The organism is Paenibacillus sp. sgz302114 (assembly GCF_056120345.1).
Genome location: NZ_JBVYOI010000012.1, coordinates 101,674 through 120,031, shown reverse-complemented (window position 1 = coordinate 120,031; position 18,358 = coordinate 101,674). Strand labels below are relative to the sequence as shown.

The window sequence follows — 18,358 nt, the reverse complement described above, 5'->3', positions numbered from 1 at the left end:
TTGCTTTCATTTTCACTTCAACGGGATAGCTAACTCTTGTTGCCAACGCAAAAACACCTCCAAGTTGTCCTCCACATCTTACGACATGGGGCCTTTCACTTGAAGGTGTTTTAATTTGTCTCACGCTACGGGGTCAGTCCCATAGAAGGAAGTAAGGCTTTTTTCTTTTCTATATCAAGCTATTGTCTTCTTACTCGCTCGCGGAATCCGTCGCGATGTCTGAAGCGGGCTTCGTAGGAGCTTCTCCGCTTGCCTCTAGTTCCGACGGAGCTTTCGGAGCTGTTGTCTGCTGTGGTCCCGGAGCAACCGTCGCTTTTTCTCCATCGCCGCCGCCTTGCCGAGCCTTCATAAGCTTCTGCTTCATCTCGTCGCGTTTCTCTCGTTTGTCCTTGAGCGAGTGGTGGTCTGGCGTCTGCTCGTAGAGCTTCCGCCTGCCGATCCGCCGCAAATTTTCTGGCACCAGGTTGAAATTTTCATCCTTGATGAGCGAGATGATGCCGGTCGTCTCTGGCTGTTTATCGATCTTGTAGATTTCATTGAAATACTCGTCGGCGCGGCCAGGGACGTAGTTCTTCGGCTCTGGATAGCCAACGATGACCCCTTCATAGTTGCGCAAAATAACCTTATCTTGGCTTTGAGAGATGAGGTAGTTCGGCTGCAGAGAGATTTTTCCGCCGCCGCCAGGAGCATCAACGACGAAGGTTGGAACAGCATACCCGCTCGTATGTCCGCGCAGCGCTTCGATAATTTCAAGCCCCTTCGACACCGGCGCCCGGAAGTGCCCGATACCTTCGGACAAGTCGCATTGGTAGATGTAATACGGACGGACGCGGATTTTGACGAGTTCATGCATCAGCTTCTTCATGATGTGCGTGCTATCGTTGATGCCTGCTAGTATAACAGCTTGGTTGCCGAGCGGCACGCCGGCGTCTGCGAGCATCTCGCAAGCTTTCTTCGCTTCGTCCGTCATCTCAAGCGGGTGATTGAAATGCGTATTGAGCCAGATCGGATGGTATTTGCGCAGCATTTTGCACAGATTCTCGGTAATTCGCTGAGGAAACACGACAGGCGCGCGCGTGCCGATCCGAATGATCTCAACATGGGGGATCTCCCGCAAATTTTTCAAAATATATTCAAGAATCGTATCGTTAATTAGCAGCCCGTCGCCGCCAGAGAGCAGCACGTCACGCACTTCCGGCGTGTTGCGGATATAGGCGATCGCATCGTCCATCTGCTTCTTCGGCACGCCCATGCCGACTTGGCCGGAGAAACGCCTGCGCGTGCAATAGCGGCAGTACATGGAGCATTGGTTCGTCACGAGGAACAGCACACGGTCTGGGTAGCGATGCGTAAGGCCGGGAGTCGGCGAATCTTCATCCTCGTACAGCGGATCTTCCAAGTCGTATTTAGTCTTGAGCAGCTCTGCCGAGATCGGAACCGATTGCAGCCTGATCGGGCACCTTGGGTCGTCAGGATGCATGAGGGAAGCGTAGTAAGGCGTAATATTGAGCGGGATCGTCTGAGTCGATATCTGCACGCCTACTTCTTCATCCGGTGTCAGATTGACAACCTGCTTCAATTCATCGAGCGTCTTGATTGTGTGCGTGAGCTGCCACAGCCAATCGTTCCACTGTTCATCCGTGACATCCTTCCAGAGCGGGACCTCTTTCCAATGCCGGTTGCTGCTAAGAGGCACCTTGTCCTTTCCGCCATTGCTAGCCATATTCATCTGCTCTCGCACCTCCATGAGATTACCTATCTACTCGAATAAGAAGCAAAGAGTGTGCCAACAGCGCTGAATTAATAAAAAAAGAGCTCCAGCGAGGGAGCCCATTTTACACGTATCTCAGATTCAGTTGCTCATTCGACTGCTCATTCAATTGCTCATTCGACTGCTCATTCGACTGCTCATTCATCTACTCATTCATCTACTCATTCATCTTCTCAGTCAGCCGCCTGCTTCGCAATGCCATGCCGCTTTAGCTTATATTGCAGCGCTTGCCGTTTTATTCCGAGCTCCTGAGCTGTAAGGCTTATGTTGAACGAATTCCGTTGCAGCGCCTCTAGTATCGCTTCACGCTCCATTTGTTTAATGCGATTGGTCAGCTTTTCGTCCTCCGGCGCTTGCGGGGCAGGCAGCGAGCTGCTCCGATCTTGACGCTCTCCCTTCAGATTTGCCGGAAGATGATGCTCGTCAATTCGCGTATCGTCGATCTCCACCATGTTGAACGCCGACTCAATCGCATGGCTGAGCTCCCGTACATTGCCTGGCCACGAATAGGAGGTCAACCGAGTGAGCGCTGCAGGTGCAATGCCAGTCAGCTGCATCCCGAACACGCCATTCATTTGCTCAATGAAATGATCGACCAGCAGCGGAATATCCTCTATCCGATCTTTGAGCAGCGGCAGCTCCAGCTTCACGACACTTAGCCGAAAATAGAGATCGCCTCGCAAACGCCCCTCATCGAGCGCTTTCACCGGGTCCATATTCATCGCGGTAATGACGCGCACATCCGCTTGGAGCTCGGTCGTGCCGCCAATCCGGCGCACCATGCCATCTTGCAGCACGCGCAGCAGCTTCGCTTGCAAGTAAATATCAAGGCTATTCAGTTCGTCGAGGAACAGTGTGCCGCCGCTCGCTTGCTCGAACAGGCCTGCCCGATCGACTGCGCCAGTGAATGCGCCGCGCGTCGTGCCGAACATGATTCCTTCCAGCAGATCGGCTGGTACAGCGGCACAGTTCTGCGCGATGAAAGGGCGGCTGCGGCGCACGCCTGCGTTATGAATACTTTGAGCGAACAGCTCTTTGCCGGTTCCTGTCGCACCGTAGATGAGCACAGGCGAATTGGTGCGCGACGTCTTCTTCGCCAGCTGCAGCACTTCCTGAAAAGGCTTGCTCTGTCCAATAAGATCGCTGAACTCATAGCGTGCAGAGGCTTTGCTCTTCGGATCCTTCTGCTTCGGCTGGTACAGCTGCTGTCTGAGATCCAGAATCTGATCATGCAGATGGACGATGCTCGTAATATCCTTTGCCACTTCAAGCGCACCGACTAGCCGGCTATTGTCATAGAGCGGATAAGTGCTGTTGATCGTCATGATCCGTTTGCCATCGACGTTGAAATAAGTCTGTATTCGTGCAGGGAGCTGCTGCCCAGTCTGCAACACCTTCTCCAGCGTACTCGTCTCAAGCGTGAGGGAGGGATAGAGATGCAAAATATTTTGCCCCAGCACCTGTTCGCGGTTCAGCCCATCGATCTCCGCCATTTTGTCATTATAGAAAACGGTGTTGCCGCCTTGGTCGATGAAATGCACGCCGACGTCGATTGTATTAAGCAGCTTCTCGAAATATTTGGAAACGGAATCATTTCGCCCTAGCACCGCCGCACTCGCCTCCGCCTGGACGAAGCATGGAACTGACAGCTGTTCCGATACGTCCCTATGAGAAACGGTATGCAAAATATTCGGACGCAATGCGCGAAAAAAACTCACCAGGGCGATAACCCAGCATACTGTGTATGAAGGTGGTGATTACGAAATGGAATTTACGCTTGTCGCTTGGGTTACGTACACGATGTGGGCCGTATTCGGCTTCATGATCCTCGACTTCCTAACTGCATTTATCCCTTCGTTCTGGAAAGGGACTTTCGATACAACATTTCTTGGCTATTTGAAAGATATCCTCTACTATGTGCTTCCGCTGAACTTTATTCTCTCCATGATACCGATTGATCCGACGGAGTACACGCTCATCGTGCTCTTCTTCTTAGGTGGAGCATCCGTCATCATCAAGTATGTGATGGACATTATTAAGAGGTTGCGAACAAAACCCGATGTCATTTGAATGAAAGTGTTTTAGTAAGCTGAGGGAGAGCAGTTCGTTATGCCAGGTGATTCACAACGACGATTGCTTTATTTGTCACGCAGCAGACAATTTTGGTTCTAACGTCAAAAATTATGCTTTTTCTCAGTCTTTGTGGGAACCACTGAATGCATTTTGCTTGCGCAGCTTTGTCTCATCAGGTGTGGGCTCCCCGATTCCTTTCTAATCAATCTTCTTCATAATTGCTTTCGATAATGGGTGAGTAGAAGACTTCTCGATCGACTCTGCGATTAGATTCGAAAAAGCTCCGTTATTAAACGGAGCTTTCACGGATGCATAATTAACTATCCAACATCTTATATAGCTCATCATTTTGACTATTTTTCATGCCCTTATTTTTAATCGCATTACTTTGAACATAGTTCATCGTAATTTGCAGATCACTATGGCGGAGTAACTGTTGGATAACTGATATGTCTGCCCCATTTTCAAATAGAAATGTGGCAAAGGAATGCCTGGTACTATGGATATTCACCTTGGGTATTTTTGACAGTTGTAGATATTTATTAAATACCCGCACCACCTGATTGTAACTCATCTGTTGACCATCTACCGTGAAGAGAAGTTCACTCTCTTTAAGCGAAAACAAGTCACAATAGATCTGAAGTGTCTTACCTATACCTTGTCGAAGTACTACTACTTGCGGTCTTCTTGATTTCGTTCTGGGGAGTGTAAAGTGAGGATCTCAGATATACGACAACCTGATGAGGCCAATAAACAAAACAACACCAGGTCTCGTTCAAGAGTTTCACTATGCTGCACAAGACAATGAAAGAATCGAAGGTAGTCGTGGCGAGATAGTATACGAATTGGTCGTTTACGAGGCTTAAACGCTTTAAGATTAAACGTACAATCGGCCATGGGTTCAAAGGCAAAGGGGTACTTCTCAGTTATCTCCTTTTGAAGATCAGCCGGAATGAGCTGTAGATACACATATGTTGTTTTTGGATCAACATGCCCAAGAATCTGACATAGATATTCAATTTTCATTCCAGCCATTAGGCATCGAACAGCGAAGGTGTGTCGAAATGAATGAACCGTGTAGGTATCAGTAAACTTTAACTTCTTGCATATGGCGGTAACCATTCGCTCAATGCTGCGTACCGATATTTTCTTACTGCGATCTTGCCCATATCCATGAGTAAACAAATAGCCTCTTTCACTTCGACTCCACTGTTTTATACCAGTCATGTTCAAATAACCTATCACACTTTGTATAACTTGAGGATACAAGGGCACAACCCTGTCCTTCTTCCCTTTTCCCTTATAAATTGTGAGAATCTTGCTACCAAGATCTACATCACAAACGCGGAGATTAACTAGTTCACTTACCCGACAACCAGTCCCAACTAAAAAACTGAACACAGTATGCCACAAGTAACCGTTTCTACGTTGAATAGTTTCAGCTAAAAATGCTTTTAAACGCTCGTCAGGTAAATATCGAGGAAGTAAACCGACTGATTGGAAACTAAATTTGTGGCGATGATCCCTACTTGTAAATTCCATTCGATAACAATATCCTAAAAAGGATCTAAGCACTGCGGTGTAAGTGTTCTGTGTCCGATCACTTAGAGCGCGCTCATTACCTTCTTTGCAAAAAAGTAAAAACTCACCAAACACAACTTCATTTAGCGATGAAATAGTGTGTTTTTGCTCAAGGTCTGATAAATATGCTTTAAAGCGTATCAGGACCCCTTCGTATAACTTTTGTGTTTGTAGTGAAATTTTTTGTAATCGCAGTAATTGGTTTTGATGGGAGAGAAAGATATCAATTGCTTCAAATAGCGGCTTGTCGGTTGTTACTGTAGTAATAAGGCTGCTGGAATTATTGCTGTTTAAAAAAGCAATGAAGGCGCTATATTCTATCCCTAGTTCGGAACACATCCCTTTGTAATCGTATGAAGATGTATGATCAAAGTTCATTATGTTCATCGACTCCTTCCATTGGGTTGTGTGATAAGGTTTGCTTAAGTAACATTTCCACGTCTCTATAAAAATAATGCAGTGTGGAGATTAGATACTTGTGGCCAGCTGCCTCTGCAACGTCACGCATATTGTTTCGATTGTTTAATTGATTTGTAATGCAAGTATGCCGTAGAGATTTTGCTGAGAACCGTGGTTCCCCAAAAGTTATTTGTGCATAGCGACGAACCATATTTGTGATACGCATGGAGTTGATTGGTTCTCCATAGGAGAGTAAAAAAAGCGAATCCCCGTGAATCTCCAGCCTATCATACAAGTATTGTTTCACGAATTCGCAAACAAATGGATGTATTTTTAATTTTCGTTGACCCGATTTCTCGCAATAAAGTATTATTGTTTGTTCAGTCGCGTTAAAATCGGTCACAGTTAATCCGGCCAGTTCAATCGGTCTGCAACCAGTATCAATTAGATATAAGCAGATCGCCATATCTCTGCTAAAGTACATTCCGTTGTACTGAATAATCGTGTTGAGAAATGCTAATCGGTCATGATTGGACACGTACTCGTTATCTTGATCGATAGGGGCCCCCTTGAACCGTTGAGGGATACGATAGCTAAAATCAATAACATCTGTCCTACACAAGTAGTTGAGAAAGTGCATGACGTACCTCACAATGTTTGTATGCCGTTCCTCGCTTAATTTCCTTGTTTTCAACTCGCATCATCACATGATTTTCGAATGCTTGGACTAATTCAAGTGTTAGCAATTTTAGATCTTGAATTTTGTGGTTAGCGTGCAAATATCGTAAAAAATATCCGATTTTTTTATAGGCGGTTTGTATCGTCACTGATCCTTTGTTATGCAAAAATTCGCTTAAGTATAGCTGGAGATATAAATTGTTTGCCACAACATCATCTGGTTTTTGGGGGTAATTAGGCTTCTTTAAAAGCATGAATTGCTTGTTTGCCTCCTTTTGATCCACAGCTTCATAAGGCATGTTCATTTTGTTGAGTTGTTCCATAAAATCCACCTTCATTTGTAGTCTAGTAGTATTGTTACCAGATTTATAGGATGCTATAATCTTGGTAGATTATTCTTCGTAGTTGGCTCGATAGTTGAGTTTTTTCCTAGCGAAGAAGGGGGATGCGGATGGTCCGCATAGATAATTAAGGAAGATTTATTTGTCATGTCCTAAAAAAATGGAGATAAGATTCTTAATTCTTACTGTTGGGTTTCTTTAATTCGGATTTGAATTGGAGAGGTAGAATGGGGATTGGTAATATTTGGAGTGAAGTGACGCTTAATTTTTTTTAAGCGTCACTTCACCTCTCTTTCCCGATCAATTCTTGAACCAATCAATTCAAAAAGATATTGGAGTAAGGGCTATGATCGTAAAAGTGAATATTTTTGTGATAAAGCCTTGTTCGAAATCGAACAAGGCTTTTTCTGTTCATTTGTATTTCTTACATCATCAGCTTCTATGCAAAGTACAAGAAAATCCAGCTGCTCTTATTTAATTTATTTAACAAACGTTACTCAATTTTATGAAGGAGGTGTGTGGGATGATCATACATTATGGTAATTTCTGTGTTTACAATGGCTTTGAAATTACGGTTAGACGTTGCTTGGTACGTGCCGCACTTTTTCAAGAGTATTTGTTAAATGGATATAAGAAGTATTGTACCTCTACTCTGTTTTTCCTAGGGCAATAAAGCCAATTGGCCTCGTCGCCCTAGGAGACTTCCGAGAAACCTATACTTTTCTCGGTGATGAAAATGGATATGAAGTCCGGTGAAGGCTTATGGATTGGGGAGTATTACAAAAAAGCTATTTCTCTTATAAATGGTGACATCACTGAAAGTGATTGGGAAGAGTACCACGGTGAACAAAACTCGAAACATCATTTTGAAATCCGACTCCTGAAGAAGAACTATGATAAATACGCAACGTTCGTAAGGACCCTTTCATTGGAAAACAGACTGCCAATATTATTGGATGCTTACTCCACGGGTTTTACGAGGGACGAGCTTGAGAAGGCAGGAGTCTCCAGTAAACGAGTTGGCAAGTTCGTTCGTATGGAAAACAAAAAAAGATGAGGATACATCTTGTAGTTTTCTAACGTTAATAAGTTTATATTGCCGTGTACCATCACATTGGTTAACGCATAGTTCTTGTATTGATATTTGGGATAATGAACATTTGCTTCATCCGAATATTCCAGAACTACACTTGGATAGTTTGAGACCATATCTGAATAAAGTTTGTAAAGCTCCACGTGCTGTTTACGGCATTAGAGTCATGATGAATTCCAGTTACTATAGGGTTCGTGTTGAAGTTTTATCAGATGGAGTATTATTAATTGAGTTCTATCACGATTTTATTTCTGATATAGAGCTAAATATTTTTAAAAATTCCTTAGAAGCATCTCAGTGCTTTCCTGGGTATATGCGGACAGTTATCCCTAATCGGAATTATAGAGCATTGTTCTGTAATAACTTAGAGCAACGTAATAGTATTTCTCCTCCCATTGAATTTTATACAGATGAAGCCAAATCGCTATATACTGGTAAATAGTCTTGTGGAGGAAAACCTTCTAACGAAGTCTTGTTAGGAGGTTTTTTTATTGAATGAAAATCGGAAACGCGCACTTAAATTAATAGAACAGTGGTTGAAGGATGAAGAGCTGCGAATAGAAAAAGAAAATGGGGGACGACAAGCTACAGCAGACGAGCAGGTTGATTGGAAACCAAGTGAACTGGACTAAGTCAAGCCACTATTCGAATACATCAGTATTGAGGTGGTTTGATGCATAAGACGTATATGTTCACGTATGTATCTGAGGCTAAAGCTGAAGAGAACAAGCAAAATACTGAGCCGTCGAGCATCGATGCAGCAGCTATTGTAGCCAAATGGAGAGTCATTGACTACATCCTAAAACAGATCATGATAAAAACCGGCTGAAGCTTGTTCAGTCGGTTTATTTTTTGTGAAAAAGGACACGCTAACAATATACGAACAAATGTTCTCATTTGGTGGTGTGTTTAGTTTGGGACTGCAATCGAGAAAAGCATTTATTACTCGAAGGGGTATAGAAGTGGATGATCATATATATACCTGTTCCCTGGCAGTCAAGGAGCAGTGGTTTATGAAAGTGGTTGATTCTGCCCCGATTGAAGTTGAGTTTTGTGTTAATTCAAACAACATTGAGGAAGGGTTCCTCATTACTAATGTAGGCTTTGAATGGTGCTCACGAATCAGCCATGACACATTCCCACCTGAGGCTTTAGATGCTTATTACAAGCAGATGGAGAGAATGAAACAAGTTTTTCTCAAACGAGACCCCGAATAATAAGTCGTGTAAAAGGAGGAAGTAAAACTGATGTACACAGCGGTCTATGTAAGGGTATCGACTGGCATGCAAGCGCTAGAAGGAACCAGTTTGGATGGTCAATTGGAGCTATGTATGAAGAAAGCTAAAGAGCTAAACATCGCTGCTTCTAATGTTAAAATGTATCGCGAAGAGGGGGTTAGCGGTGAGGATATCGACCGCCCTGCTATGAACCAGCTAAGACAGGATATATTAGCAGGGCTTATCTCTAAAATCATAATTACTCATCCTGACAGATTGTCACGCGACCTTACTGACAAGTTACTCATTTGTCGTGAGTTCGAGGCCAAACATGTTCAGTTGATGTTCGTGGACACGGAGTATAAGAATACGCCGGAAGGCCTGCTCTTTTTTAATTTGATCAGTGTGATTGCTCAGTATGAGTTGTCATTGATAAAGAAGAGAACTGTTCGAGGACGTCTAAATGCCGTAGAGAAAGATAAAAAGATAATGCCGATGCGTGTTCCACCGTATGGCTATGACTTAATCGACAGCAGGCTAGTGATAAATGAGAACGAGGCAAGGTTTGTGAAACTTGTCTATCAATGGTATGCGCATGATAACTTCTCGATAAAGGAGATCGGAAACCGGCTAGTTGAGATAGGGGCAGAACCGAAGAGAGCTGAAAGGAATATTTGGAATGCCAGCACGCTAAAACGTATATTACAAAGTGAAATTTATATTGGTAATTATTACTACAATCGAAGATGCACTCAGAGGGCTAAAGGAGAACGTACGAAGAAGGGAGCACCAAAGAGAACTGTAACCTATCGGAATAAGAGCGATTGGATTCATGTAGAAATACCAGCGATTATTGATGATAGTATATTTCAGTTAGCTCAAGAGCGGCGTGCGAAGAACAGAGCAAATGCTGGCAATCACAAATCAGAGTTTCTACTCCGATCTCTTTTAAGGTGCGGACATTGTGGCCGTAAATGGGAGGGGACTACATATTTAGGACGAATAAACAAGTCCACGGGGATAAAGGAGAAATATATTTGTTATAGGTGTCCTAACAGATATCCGAGCCAATATGGCAAATCCGTAAAGCCATGCCCCACTAGCTCCATTCGAACTGAAGTTCTTGATGATTATGTGTGGGGGTTGGTTATCGAATTGGTATCTGTTCCTCAGGAATTTATGGAGAGGCTAAATAGCAATAAGGAGACAATAATTACCGAGTTAGAATTAACATCCGAGTCGCTTCATAAGTTGATATCGACAAAGGAAAAGGAAATGGAAAAGGTTAAAATCATGTTCAAAAAGGACTTGATTGATGAACAAGAAATGGAGCGCGAGTTCAGGACAGTAAAGAATGAAATGTCTGAAATACAGCAGCGCCTTGATTCATGTCAAGAGCAGATGCGCTTAATGAAAACGGAAGTAGCTTCTATGGAAGAGAACCAGTTGGCCTTGGATAAAATAAACGAGTTTATTCTGACCAAAGGCAGCAGCTTAACGTACGGAGACAAGAGACATATAATCCAATCTCTTGTTCATGAATTACTGATTAGGTGTGAGGGAGCGAACATCCATATTAGTGCAATTGGTCCTTTAGATTCATTACGGAACGAGCAAGATGCTCTGAATAAGGGACAGCAATCAATAATTACAGGACAATTAATCGTGTTCTCACAGCGAAGTAAAGATCAATCTCATGAAGGGTGAGCATTCTTGGAAGAGCTATTGAAGCAGATTGAAAGCAAGGTTGCTGTAATTAAACATAGCATTGTAAGAAATGAGAATTATCGTGATTTTGCTCACCCGACAGACATAACTCATTATTATAGGCTACTCAGATTGCACATTGAACTGCGCGATTGGGAAACGATATTAAAACTAGTGTTGAAATATAAGAATTCACGTTGCCAGTTAATTGAGAAGAGTAGTGCGGTTTTTCAAGAAATTATAAACATTCAGAAGAGGAGTCCGGGGGTTGTTACGCAGCAAACGCTGGACCTTATGATTGAATATATGAAGCAACTTGAGTGGAAGATTGATGTGCTTAATGGAGTGTGGAAAGAGAGTTGAGAAGCTGCCGACAAGAGTCGGCAGCTTTTTTATTGTACGCGCAATCAAAGGTAGGAGAACCACTTTGAACGCATTCAAGAAATATAGCATTTGGTTGGCTATAATTGCTGTTGGATTAGTTCTAATAACATTATGGGAAAAGATGATAAGAACTTATTTAATTATTTTATTTTACCATCCCCACCTTTCTGGGTTACCTGCAGTTTTGCTTTTTCTTTAATTAGTTCTTTAAAAGATTTAAGATCATCTCCATCAAGTTTGCTTAAGATCGAGTTATCCGTCTTCGACTTTAATTTCCCATTTATATTTTTCCAAACACCATCATTAAAATTATACGACCAATACTTATTGTCATCAGTCTTGACTAGCAGGAGAATTACTTTATCACCTTCATGCACATAATCATTATTTCCTTTTGCTTCTTTCTCAGTGCCATGCTGTAAAAAAGTAATTGTTGAGCTATCTGGTGCTTGACCATAAAGGACATTTTCAATATTTACTTCAGCTGGTGTCACGTCATACTGGAAAGACGTATTCCCAACCTTGCCACTATCACGCATTTCTGGGAGGTCTACTTTTTGAACTGTTCCTTCAACTATCAGATCTACACCATAAAGAGCCTCTTCAATATTTTTACTTGAAGTGATGTCAACGGCTTCAGTCTGATTTTGTTCAGTATTATGTAATCCCTGAACCCCAAAATAAGATCCAAGTAAAATTGCAGAGACAATACCAAGTGAATACAGAGGAATTAATATTTTAGATTTCTTCATAAAGTACACTCACATCGCTTTCGTTTAAGGATAAATTTGATTTACACAAGATACATCAAACGCAGTTATGGCATATCCATAGTTTAGTTCGGCTTCCATAATTGTACCTGATAGAAAACGAGCATGAGCTAATCCTATTGAATGACCTAATTCATGTGTGAGTACTGCTTGTTTTTTAGCTCCATCGGATGGAACTAATCCGTTATTTAGGTAAATAGCTGCATAATTAATAACGTCACCTGTACCGCAATCAGTATACGTGAAATCCAAATTACAAGGTGTGCCGCTGGTCTTATAAGCTTGAGTCCAAGCATTACATGAAGATCCCCAACCATTATGATCCCATACCGAACTATCAACAGAGTTCAGATCAACCAAAGAACTGGAGGCACCGTAGCCAGACACGTACGCATGTGCTCCGGATGAATTCCAAGCTGACATGGCATTTTGTATATAGGTGTGGTAAGCACTATTTAAATTATCCCCATTGGCTTTAATAACAACTTTTCCATTTTGTATTTCAGCACTCTCCCATTTCCATCCATATGGTTCTGCATGAACTGTGCTTGATGAAAATGCAAATGCAATTATGCAGACAACAGGGAAAATTAAAAAATGAATATAATCTTTTTGAAACAACTTTTTCAAGCAATATTCCTCCTCAGAAGTAAATGAAAATAATTTTAAGCAATTCTACTAATTATGCCTAATTTGGATTTTATGTACTTCAGGCGTTAAGAATACAATCTAATGTTCTTCTCTAATAGTTTCATAGGAACTAATTTTTTTTCTGCATAGACGCGGTAAAAATTTGGTATTTTTTTACTCTTAATTTTAGAGGTTAAAGGAGATTAAGGATGAAAAAACGTTTGAGCCTGTTTTTGTTATTGACGTGTGAGTTTGCACGTTAGTAATAAATAGGATGCGACTCCCTAATACTACTGTTGCTTGACTCGGTACTTACCCGATGGAAGAAAACTCAGAATTTTTCGCCGCGTTGTTGTTCATGCCATCTCACTCCTTCGCAGGAGTTGTGCGCATTGACGAAATATTGAAAGATGCTGCACCTGATGCGCTTTGGCTTTCTGTGAGCAAAGATGATTTCGATGCTATCAAGGTAGACGATCAAGTAAGAATCAATATTATTGAAATGGATGCAAGTTTGATGTATCCAGCACAGGCAACCGCAGACATTAAGAAAATGTTTGATTTATTTTGATTGAGCTATCGGGCACTATCGCTCAATATAACACGACGGCAGCTGGGTTAATTCGCAACTGCCGTTTTTCATTGAAGTAACGGGGCAGAATAATTTAACCATTTATGCGGACAATAACCCAAACTTTTACGGGGGAATCTGTCCATGTTAGTGAGAGGCGTTGTGATTTTCATAATCTTGTTAAGCTGCATTAATGTAATGAGTAAAGCCACAGCCTCCACCAGTTCGGGGAGTACATTAATAGACGCTTTCCAGATCGGTCTGACTGAAGCAAGAAAATGGGATGCCCAGGCGAGTCTAACCTTGATAACGAGTGTTGGTGATACAGGTCCAGCACCACCATCTACTCTCGGTAATGATGGCAAAAGAGAAGTTTGGAATTTGTTGTTCAGCAATGGTCAAAGAAACGAAACTTTAATCATTAACATAAAAAAAGGTAAGATTGCGATTACGCGGACTGTTCGAGAAGATATTCAAGACTTTGAAATTATCCCGCAAAAAGATCTCATACTTGATTCAACTAATATGGTGCAGATTGCGGTTAAAAACGGTGTCAAACCAGGGGAAGGATGGGCTAAAGGATATCATTTCAACGTTAGAAAAGATCACCATGCCTTGTTTTTTGGAGTAGTTGGGCAGAACAAGTACGGTATGATGACGAAACTTTACATGGACAAGACAGGAAAGATTCTTGGTTCCGAAACGAAAAATGAAGAACTGAGATAACTTAATTCATTAAACTAACGGGCACAATGGAGCAGTTTGCATATGCAGCTGCTCTATTTTCATTAAGCTAAAGGACAGCTATCCACAATAAAACAAGAGAGAAACCTGTCTTTAAGTCTAGTTGGTGAGATTTGAAGTACAATAGGTGTCTAATAACGGTGTGATGTCACACATGGTTGCCGCAGCTGACAACGGAGAACGAAATTATGAAAAAGTTTCATATTACCCCCATGAGGTGGTAGTCAAAAGTTTAAGAACCAGCTTATTATCTCGAGAAAGCTGGTCAATTTTTAGGAAAGTATTATAGATGAAAGGATTGTATCTATGGCTAAAAGGATAAAATACACAATTGGTGACTTGATTCTTATCCCAGTTGCCGAACGAAAAGAACTCAAATTAGTAGGGGAGAATTCTCAAGAAGGATGGTGGTTCTGTACTTCTAGAGGTATTTGATATAAATCCGATGTTTAACAAACTGGAATTTATATATGACTCGGTGAAGTCTAAAAAGCCATATTTAATTGTTTGGTGTTATGATAATGCGATTAAAAAAGGCGAATGGGAGATCATTGGGAATGAGGAATCGGGCAAATAGCAGATATATTCTTTTTTACTCAAGAATTCACAGCAAAGCTTAATTTAATGAAGTGTACGGATACAGTTTACGGAGAGTCTACAGGGATAGAAATTACGGAAGAAGAGTCAAAAATGTATTTTCGATATGGAATAACCAATGAGTATGCACTACCTGATGTAAATGGGATTTTCTGTTGCGTGATTATTTAGATATCAGTATTAATATGTATTGGTAATTAAGACATTCCATTGAGCTGTCACATCTCTAGTAAGGGAGCTGGGGAATTGTAATTGGCTCTGAAGCCGAGGTCGAACAAATGTACAATGCGATGATTGCGGACATGGAGAAGAATGTGCTGAGTGATCTTGAGAAGGTATATACCGCCAACTGCAAGGCGAAAGTGGAGCTGTGGAAGTAAGCTGCTCGCTGCTGCTTGATTCCGCATTCCTCACGGTAAACAATATTAGCCTGTCCAGGAAATACTGGGCAGGTTGTTTTTTTTGTTCAGCCGTCTTCTTTCGTTGCCAAAGGAGAATTCCATGTAAGGGAGGAAACTTAGAGCAGACAAGTTGAAATTTTTTTCCTATCTGGAATCGGTTCACCGTATGATAAGCGGTGAACCGAAAGTCTTTAAGCGTGGTGCCAATCTTCCCATTCATCGACAGACAGATAACGTACATTAGCTTTAACAGTACGCCTTTCTTCCCGGTTGTCGAAAGCGGCTCCTCCTAAAAGGAACCGTAATCCGGAATTTCTCCGTACCGCGGTTTGAATCCATTCCATAAGCTTGTCTACATAACGAGAATCTGTAACGGAAACGGCGATGAACGATACATTCTGCCTGTTTATGAGCCCTTCTAACTCCTTAAAAGGAGTGTCAGGACCTAAGTACAATACATTCGCGCCTTGTTTGCGCAAGAAAAGGCTGAATGACATGAGTCCAAGATGATGACGCTCTCCTTCGGGGCAAAAAGCCAACACGACCGGCAGACTCGGGTTGATAGGATAAACCCTAAATAGTGCTGACAATCTCCGCAGTATTGTTTCCGAAGCGAAATGCTCCTGAACAACGGAGATTTTGCCCGCTTCCCACTCCGCTCCGACACGGTAGAGAACGGGAACGATGAGGTGGCGAAACGTATCCTCAAAGTCGTACAATGCAAATGCCAGATCTATTGTTTTATCCGCTTGCTGGGAGTTGAAATCCATTAAATCGGTGTATAGCTTGTCGACCAAATTATCGTACGACTGGCCTGTCACCGGTTTTTTTTCCGTCTGTTCCGGAGGGACAGACTCTCTTTGCTGCAGCAGCTTCACCGCTTCGCTGATCTTCAAACCATTCTTTTGAATTTGGTCTTTAAGAAAGTTGAGTTTGGTTAGATCCTCATCGCTTAGCGAACGATGTCCGCCACTGCTACGGTTTGGGGAGATTACCCCGTAACGGTTCTCCCAGGCACGGATTGTGACCACAGGGATGCCTAGAAGCTCCGATGCCCTCTTCATGCTATACATACTTCGATCCCTCCTTAATGCAATTATACATAATCGATACAAAATGAGGAGAGTTATACAGCGGAAATTATTTGTTTGGAACATCTCTTGTGATTATTGTATAGTTTTTGTATAATCATTTTCAAAACCTATACATAGTCATAAAAAGGAAAACGAAACCAAGCTGATACGAATTGATAGCCAAAGGCAACCAGTGGAGGGAAGTTCATGAGCTGCCAGGGATGCAGAATGAATGAGTTGCAATTTGACTTCAAGGCCGAAGGTACACAGCTTCTCAAATTATTACGCGACGTACCCGGATTTATGAGTAGGAGCACCGCTCTGAAACAAACGGACGAAGTTACGATAACACTTAAAGAGTTCGAAGCCCGAGAGCTTGCAGATTTTTATCACGATCATCTGTATAGAGAGAAGCTTCTTTTTCGGCTAAAGGGAGGAGAATGGAGGGAGATGTCTGAACTTCTCACGGTTCTCGAAACGCACTGGGTCGATAACTTAATAGACGAACAAAGGACGGTTATCCAGTTTCAACCGATTGTAGACGTTGATGAGCGAATTTATGCCTTTGAAGCTTTAGCTAGATTCATAAGCGAAGACGGGGTCTTGCTATATCCAGATCAAGTCTTCTCAGCTGCGAAGGCACGAGGCCGGCTTTACGCACTAGATAGGCTATGCAGAATGAAAGCGGTGAGGCGGCAGCGCCTCTTCAAGCGAAGACGTTTATTAATTTTATACCAACTTCTATTTATTCGCCCCAATATTGCTTGAAGTCTACAGTAGAATTAGCGACAAGATTGAATATTGAGCCTGCACTGTTCGTTTTTGAAGTGGTCGAAACCGAGGAAACAGAGGATTTGTCGCATTTAAAACGTATCCTGGATTTCTATAAGAGAAAAGGATTTCAATATGCGCTTGACGATGTCGGCGAGGACTTCAGTACGGCGGAAGTATTTACAGAACTCGAGCCTCATTATATGAAGTTGGATCGGACATATGTTCTGGGCGTTGCAGAAGATGAATCAAAACAGCGAACGGCCGAACTTTTACTCGAAGCGGCTTTAAAGGTCGGAGCGGTACCTCTTGCAGAAGGAGTTGAATCAAGGGAGGACTTCGATTGGCTGAAAAAGCGGGGATACCTATTATTCCAAGGCTACTTGTTCGGCAAGCCGGGATTTCCGCCAAGCTTTCAACAGGAGGAGGCATTTGGAGCAGGTTCTATTATTTCTCAAGGAGCGACGAGATAGGGGGATGAGCAAGCTGACGATCGATCCTACGAAAGAAAGAGCAAATACGCTTAGGCGCGAAGATAGCATCTGGATATTTGTCTGGATGAAGATGTTCAGGGATGCACGGGGTCAGGCTTCGACCGTTATCGATTCCGCCATAATGCCCTACCTGAGCTGGATTATTCTTCGATCGACACTTCCACAGAATTTTTGAGTCGGAAGCTGAGAATGCCATTTATCGTTAGTTCTATGACCGGGGGGACGCCCAGGGCAGGTGAAATCAACCGTCGTCTGGCGGCGGTTGCCGGGGTCAAGGGATGGGCGATGAGGCTTGGATCGCTAAGAGCAGCTAAAAGCAACTATTGAAAATCATGAAGCGGCTCAATCCTTCCGCGTTCGTGAACTTGTGCCGGATATTCCCCTTATTGCCAATATTGGCGCGGTGCAGCTTAATTATGGCTTCGATGCAGAGAAGTGCAGCCAAGCGATAGACATTGTGGAAGCGGATGGTCTTGTCTTGCATCTCAATTCCCTTCAAGAAGTTATTCAGACTGGCGGTAATACGGACTTCAGCGGACTGTTGCGACAAATTGGGGAGTGTGTCGTCTGGTTACCGTTCCAGTTGGGGTGAAAGAAGTGGCTGGACAATTGACGGGTAAACAGCTCGGAAGCTATCTGACGCAGGTGTTCAGTTCATTGACGTTGCAGGTGCAGGAGGAACTCTTGGAGCCAAGTAGAAAGACTGCGCTCTAGTGATCACGATGAAAAGAGCGGCAGCGGAAACATTCTCCGAGTGGGGAATTCAGACAGCATAGTGCATACAGGATGTACGTTCTGTATTGCCTGGCATGTGCTTAATCGGGAGTGGCGGCATTACCAACGGACTTCAGGCATCCAGGCATCCAAAGGATTGGCATTGGGAGCGAATTTTGTCGGATTCGGACGAGGGTTGCTGGAGGCCGCTCAAGAATCTGAGGAGAGACTGGAGTTTGTTTTCGAACAAGCTGAACTGGAGATAAGAATCGCGATGTTCGGAATTGGCGCTGCGAATATCCCGGAGCTTAGGGAGACCATACGCCTTATTCAGGCCGAATGAGGTATA

21 protein-coding genes and 2 pseudogenes are annotated in these 18,358 nt (G+C 42.9%); 14 read left to right on the top strand and 9 right to left on the bottom strand.

Going from position 1 to position 18,358, the window contains the following annotated elements; translation table 11 throughout:
• Nucleotides 1-337 precede the first annotated feature (337 nt).
• Nucleotides 338-1,723 (bottom strand): annotated as a pseudogene (gene kamA, locus AC0LWF_RS23095) (lysine 2,3-aminomutase); the annotation flags it as partial.
• A 221-nt stretch (nt 1,724-1,944) separates the two neighbouring features.
• Entirely contained in the window at nt 1,945-3,378 is a 1,434-nt protein-coding gene (locus AC0LWF_RS23090) for a sigma-54 interaction domain-containing protein (protein ID WP_474653886.1), read from the bottom strand.
• Nucleotides 3,379-3,535: 157 nt separating this feature from the next.
• On the opposite strand from AC0LWF_RS23090, the gene AC0LWF_RS23085 reads away from it, so the two are divergent.
• A complete protein-coding gene (locus AC0LWF_RS23085) occupies nt 3,536-3,841 on the top strand; it encodes a hypothetical protein (protein WP_474653885.1) in 306 nt (101 codons plus the stop codon).
• Between the two features lie 319 nt (nt 3,842-4,160).
• On the opposite strand, the gene AC0LWF_RS23080 is transcribed toward AC0LWF_RS23085, so the two are convergent.
• The 4 genes from AC0LWF_RS23080 to AC0LWF_RS23065 form a co-directional block, all read right to left on the bottom strand.
• The gene (locus AC0LWF_RS23080) at nt 4,161-4,499 is read right to left on the bottom strand and encodes a tyrosine-type recombinase/integrase (protein WP_474653893.1); all 339 of its coding nucleotides are present in this window, start codon (nt 4,497-4,499) and stop codon (nt 4,161-4,163) included.
• 17 nt (nt 4,500-4,516) lie between these two features.
• Nucleotides 4,517-5,803 (bottom strand): tyrosine-type recombinase/integrase, encoded by a 1,287-nt coding sequence (locus tag AC0LWF_RS23075; protein ID WP_474653884.1) that lies wholly within the window; start codon nt 5,801-5,803, stop codon nt 4,517-4,519.
• Nucleotides 5,793-6,362, bottom strand: a complete 570-nt coding sequence (locus tag AC0LWF_RS23070) for a tyrosine-type recombinase/integrase (RefSeq protein WP_474653883.1) — start codon at nt 6,360-6,362, stop codon at nt 5,793-5,795. Before AC0LWF_RS23070 ends, AC0LWF_RS23075 begins: the two co-directional genes overlap by 11 nt.
• 76 nt (nt 6,363-6,438) lie before the next feature.
• Nucleotides 6,439-6,825, bottom strand: coding sequence for a hypothetical protein (locus AC0LWF_RS23065; RefSeq protein WP_474653882.1), 387 nt, complete (start codon nt 6,823-6,825; stop codon nt 6,439-6,441).
• A 1,007-nt stretch (nt 6,826-7,832) separates the two neighbouring features.
• Here AC0LWF_RS23065 and AC0LWF_RS23060 point away from each other — a divergent pair.
• From AC0LWF_RS23060 to AC0LWF_RS23035, 6 genes are all read left to right on the top strand, one after another.
• Entirely contained in the window at nt 7,833-8,378 is a 546-nt protein-coding gene (locus AC0LWF_RS23060; protein ID WP_474653881.1) for a hypothetical protein, read from the top strand.
• Between the two features lie 49 nt (nt 8,379-8,427).
• Nucleotides 8,428-8,568: a hypothetical protein gene (locus AC0LWF_RS23055; RefSeq protein ID WP_474653880.1), complete on the top strand. Its 141-nt coding sequence runs from the start codon at nt 8,428-8,430 to the stop codon at nt 8,566-8,568.
• A 41-nt stretch (nt 8,569-8,609) separates the two neighbouring features.
• Complete coding sequence (locus AC0LWF_RS23050) at nt 8,610-8,765, top strand: hypothetical protein (protein WP_474653879.1); 156 nt, start codon at nt 8,610-8,612, stop codon at nt 8,763-8,765.
• A 184-nt stretch (nt 8,766-8,949) separates the two neighbouring features.
• Nucleotides 8,950-9,153: a hypothetical protein gene (locus AC0LWF_RS23045; RefSeq protein ID WP_474653878.1), complete on the top strand. Its 204-nt coding sequence runs from the start codon at nt 8,950-8,952 to the stop codon at nt 9,151-9,153.
• 30 nt (nt 9,154-9,183) lie between these two features.
• Nucleotides 9,184-10,860 (top strand): recombinase family protein, encoded by a 1,677-nt coding sequence (locus AC0LWF_RS23040; protein ID WP_474653877.1) that lies wholly within the window; start codon nt 9,184-9,186, stop codon nt 10,858-10,860.
• A gap of 6 nt (nt 10,861-10,866) precedes the next feature.
• Complete coding sequence (locus tag AC0LWF_RS23035) at nt 10,867-11,223, top strand: hypothetical protein (protein ID WP_474653876.1); 357 nt, start codon at nt 10,867-10,869, stop codon at nt 11,221-11,223.
• 161 nt (nt 11,224-11,384) lie between these two features.
• On the opposite strand, the gene AC0LWF_RS23030 is transcribed toward AC0LWF_RS23035, so the two are convergent.
• Together AC0LWF_RS23030 and AC0LWF_RS23025 are read right to left on the bottom strand one after the other, a co-directional pair.
• Nucleotides 11,385-11,996, bottom strand: coding sequence for a hypothetical protein (locus AC0LWF_RS23030; protein ID WP_474653875.1), 612 nt, complete (start codon nt 11,994-11,996; stop codon nt 11,385-11,387).
• 24 nt (nt 11,997-12,020) lie between these two features.
• The gene (locus tag AC0LWF_RS23025) at nt 12,021-12,644 is read right to left on the bottom strand and encodes a zinc metalloprotease (protein WP_474653874.1); all 624 of its coding nucleotides are present in this window, start codon (nt 12,642-12,644) and stop codon (nt 12,021-12,023) included.
• A gap of 319 nt (nt 12,645-12,963) precedes the next feature.
• On the opposite strand from AC0LWF_RS23025, the gene AC0LWF_RS23020 reads away from it, so the two are divergent.
• The 3 genes from AC0LWF_RS23020 to AC0LWF_RS23010 all read left to right on the top strand — a co-directional run bounded on the left by AC0LWF_RS23020 (nt 12,964) and on the right by AC0LWF_RS23010 (nt 14,536).
• The gene (locus AC0LWF_RS23020) at nt 12,964-13,215 is read left to right on the top strand and encodes a hypothetical protein (RefSeq protein WP_474653873.1); all 252 of its coding nucleotides are present in this window, start codon (nt 12,964-12,966) and stop codon (nt 13,213-13,215) included.
• A gap of 198 nt (nt 13,216-13,413) precedes the next feature.
• On the top strand, nt 13,414-13,941 hold the full coding sequence (locus AC0LWF_RS23015) for a hypothetical protein (protein ID WP_474653872.1): 528 nt from the start codon (nt 13,414-13,416) through the stop codon (nt 13,939-13,941).
• Nucleotides 13,942-14,350: 409 nt separating this feature from the next.
• Nucleotides 14,351-14,536, top strand: coding sequence for a hypothetical protein (locus AC0LWF_RS23010; protein WP_474653892.1), 186 nt, complete (start codon nt 14,351-14,353; stop codon nt 14,534-14,536).
• A gap of 612 nt (nt 14,537-15,148) precedes the next feature.
• Here AC0LWF_RS23010 and AC0LWF_RS23005 read toward each other — a convergent pair.
• Nucleotides 15,149-16,030, bottom strand: coding sequence for a MerR family transcriptional regulator (locus tag AC0LWF_RS23005; RefSeq protein ID WP_474653871.1), 882 nt, complete (start codon nt 16,028-16,030; stop codon nt 15,149-15,151).
• Between the two features lie 207 nt (nt 16,031-16,237).
• Between AC0LWF_RS23005 and AC0LWF_RS23000 the strand changes: the two are divergent.
• From AC0LWF_RS23000 to AC0LWF_RS22985, 4 genes and pseudogenes are all read left to right on the top strand, one after another.
• Nucleotides 16,238-17,274, top strand: a pseudogene (locus AC0LWF_RS23000) (EAL domain-containing protein).
• Nucleotides 17,275-17,343: 69 nt separating this feature from the next.
• A complete protein-coding gene (locus AC0LWF_RS22995) occupies nt 17,344-17,622 on the top strand; it encodes an alpha-hydroxy-acid oxidizing protein (protein ID WP_474653891.1) in 279 nt (92 codons plus the stop codon).
• A gap of 40 nt (nt 17,623-17,662) precedes the next feature.
• Entirely contained in the window at nt 17,663-17,887 is a 225-nt protein-coding gene (locus AC0LWF_RS22990) for a hypothetical protein (RefSeq protein ID WP_474653870.1), read from the top strand.
• Between the two features lie 162 nt (nt 17,888-18,049).
• Complete coding sequence (locus AC0LWF_RS22985; protein ID WP_474653869.1) at nt 18,050-18,352, top strand: alpha-hydroxy-acid oxidizing protein; 303 nt, start codon at nt 18,050-18,052, stop codon at nt 18,350-18,352.
• Nucleotides 18,353-18,358: the final 6 nt, after the last annotated feature.

Excerpts from the sequence above, each read along its gene's own strand:
- AC0LWF_RS23085 (WP_474653885.1), top strand. The coding sequence starts at position 3,536 with ATGGAATTTACGCTTGTCGCTTGGGTTACGTACACGATGTGGGCCGTA.
- AC0LWF_RS23005 (WP_474653871.1), bottom strand. The coding sequence starts at position 16,030 with ATGTATAGCATGAAGAGGGCATCGGAGCTTCTAGGCATCCCTGTGGTC.
- AC0LWF_RS23045 (WP_474653878.1), top strand. The coding sequence starts at position 8,950 with ATGAAAGTGGTTGATTCTGCCCCGATTGAAGTTGAGTTTTGTGTTAAT.
- AC0LWF_RS23030 (WP_474653875.1), bottom strand. The coding sequence starts at position 11,996 with ATGAAGAAATCTAAAATATTAATTCCTCTGTATTCACTTGGTATTGTC.
- AC0LWF_RS23040 (WP_474653877.1), top strand. The coding sequence starts at position 9,184 with ATGTACACAGCGGTCTATGTAAGGGTATCGACTGGCATGCAAGCGCTA.
- AC0LWF_RS23075 (WP_474653884.1), bottom strand. The coding sequence starts at position 5,803 with ATGAACTTTGATCATACATCTTCATACGATTACAAAGGGATGTGTTCC.
- AC0LWF_RS23020 (WP_474653873.1), top strand. The coding sequence starts at position 12,964 with ATGGAAGAAAACTCAGAATTTTTCGCCGCGTTGTTGTTCATGCCATCT.
- AC0LWF_RS23015 (WP_474653872.1), top strand. The coding sequence starts at position 13,414 with ATGAGTAAAGCCACAGCCTCCACCAGTTCGGGGAGTACATTAATAGAC.
- AC0LWF_RS23065 (WP_474653882.1), bottom strand. The coding sequence starts at position 6,825 with ATGGAACAACTCAACAAAATGAACATGCCTTATGAAGCTGTGGATCAA.
- AC0LWF_RS23050 (WP_474653879.1), top strand. The coding sequence starts at position 8,610 with ATGCATAAGACGTATATGTTCACGTATGTATCTGAGGCTAAAGCTGAA.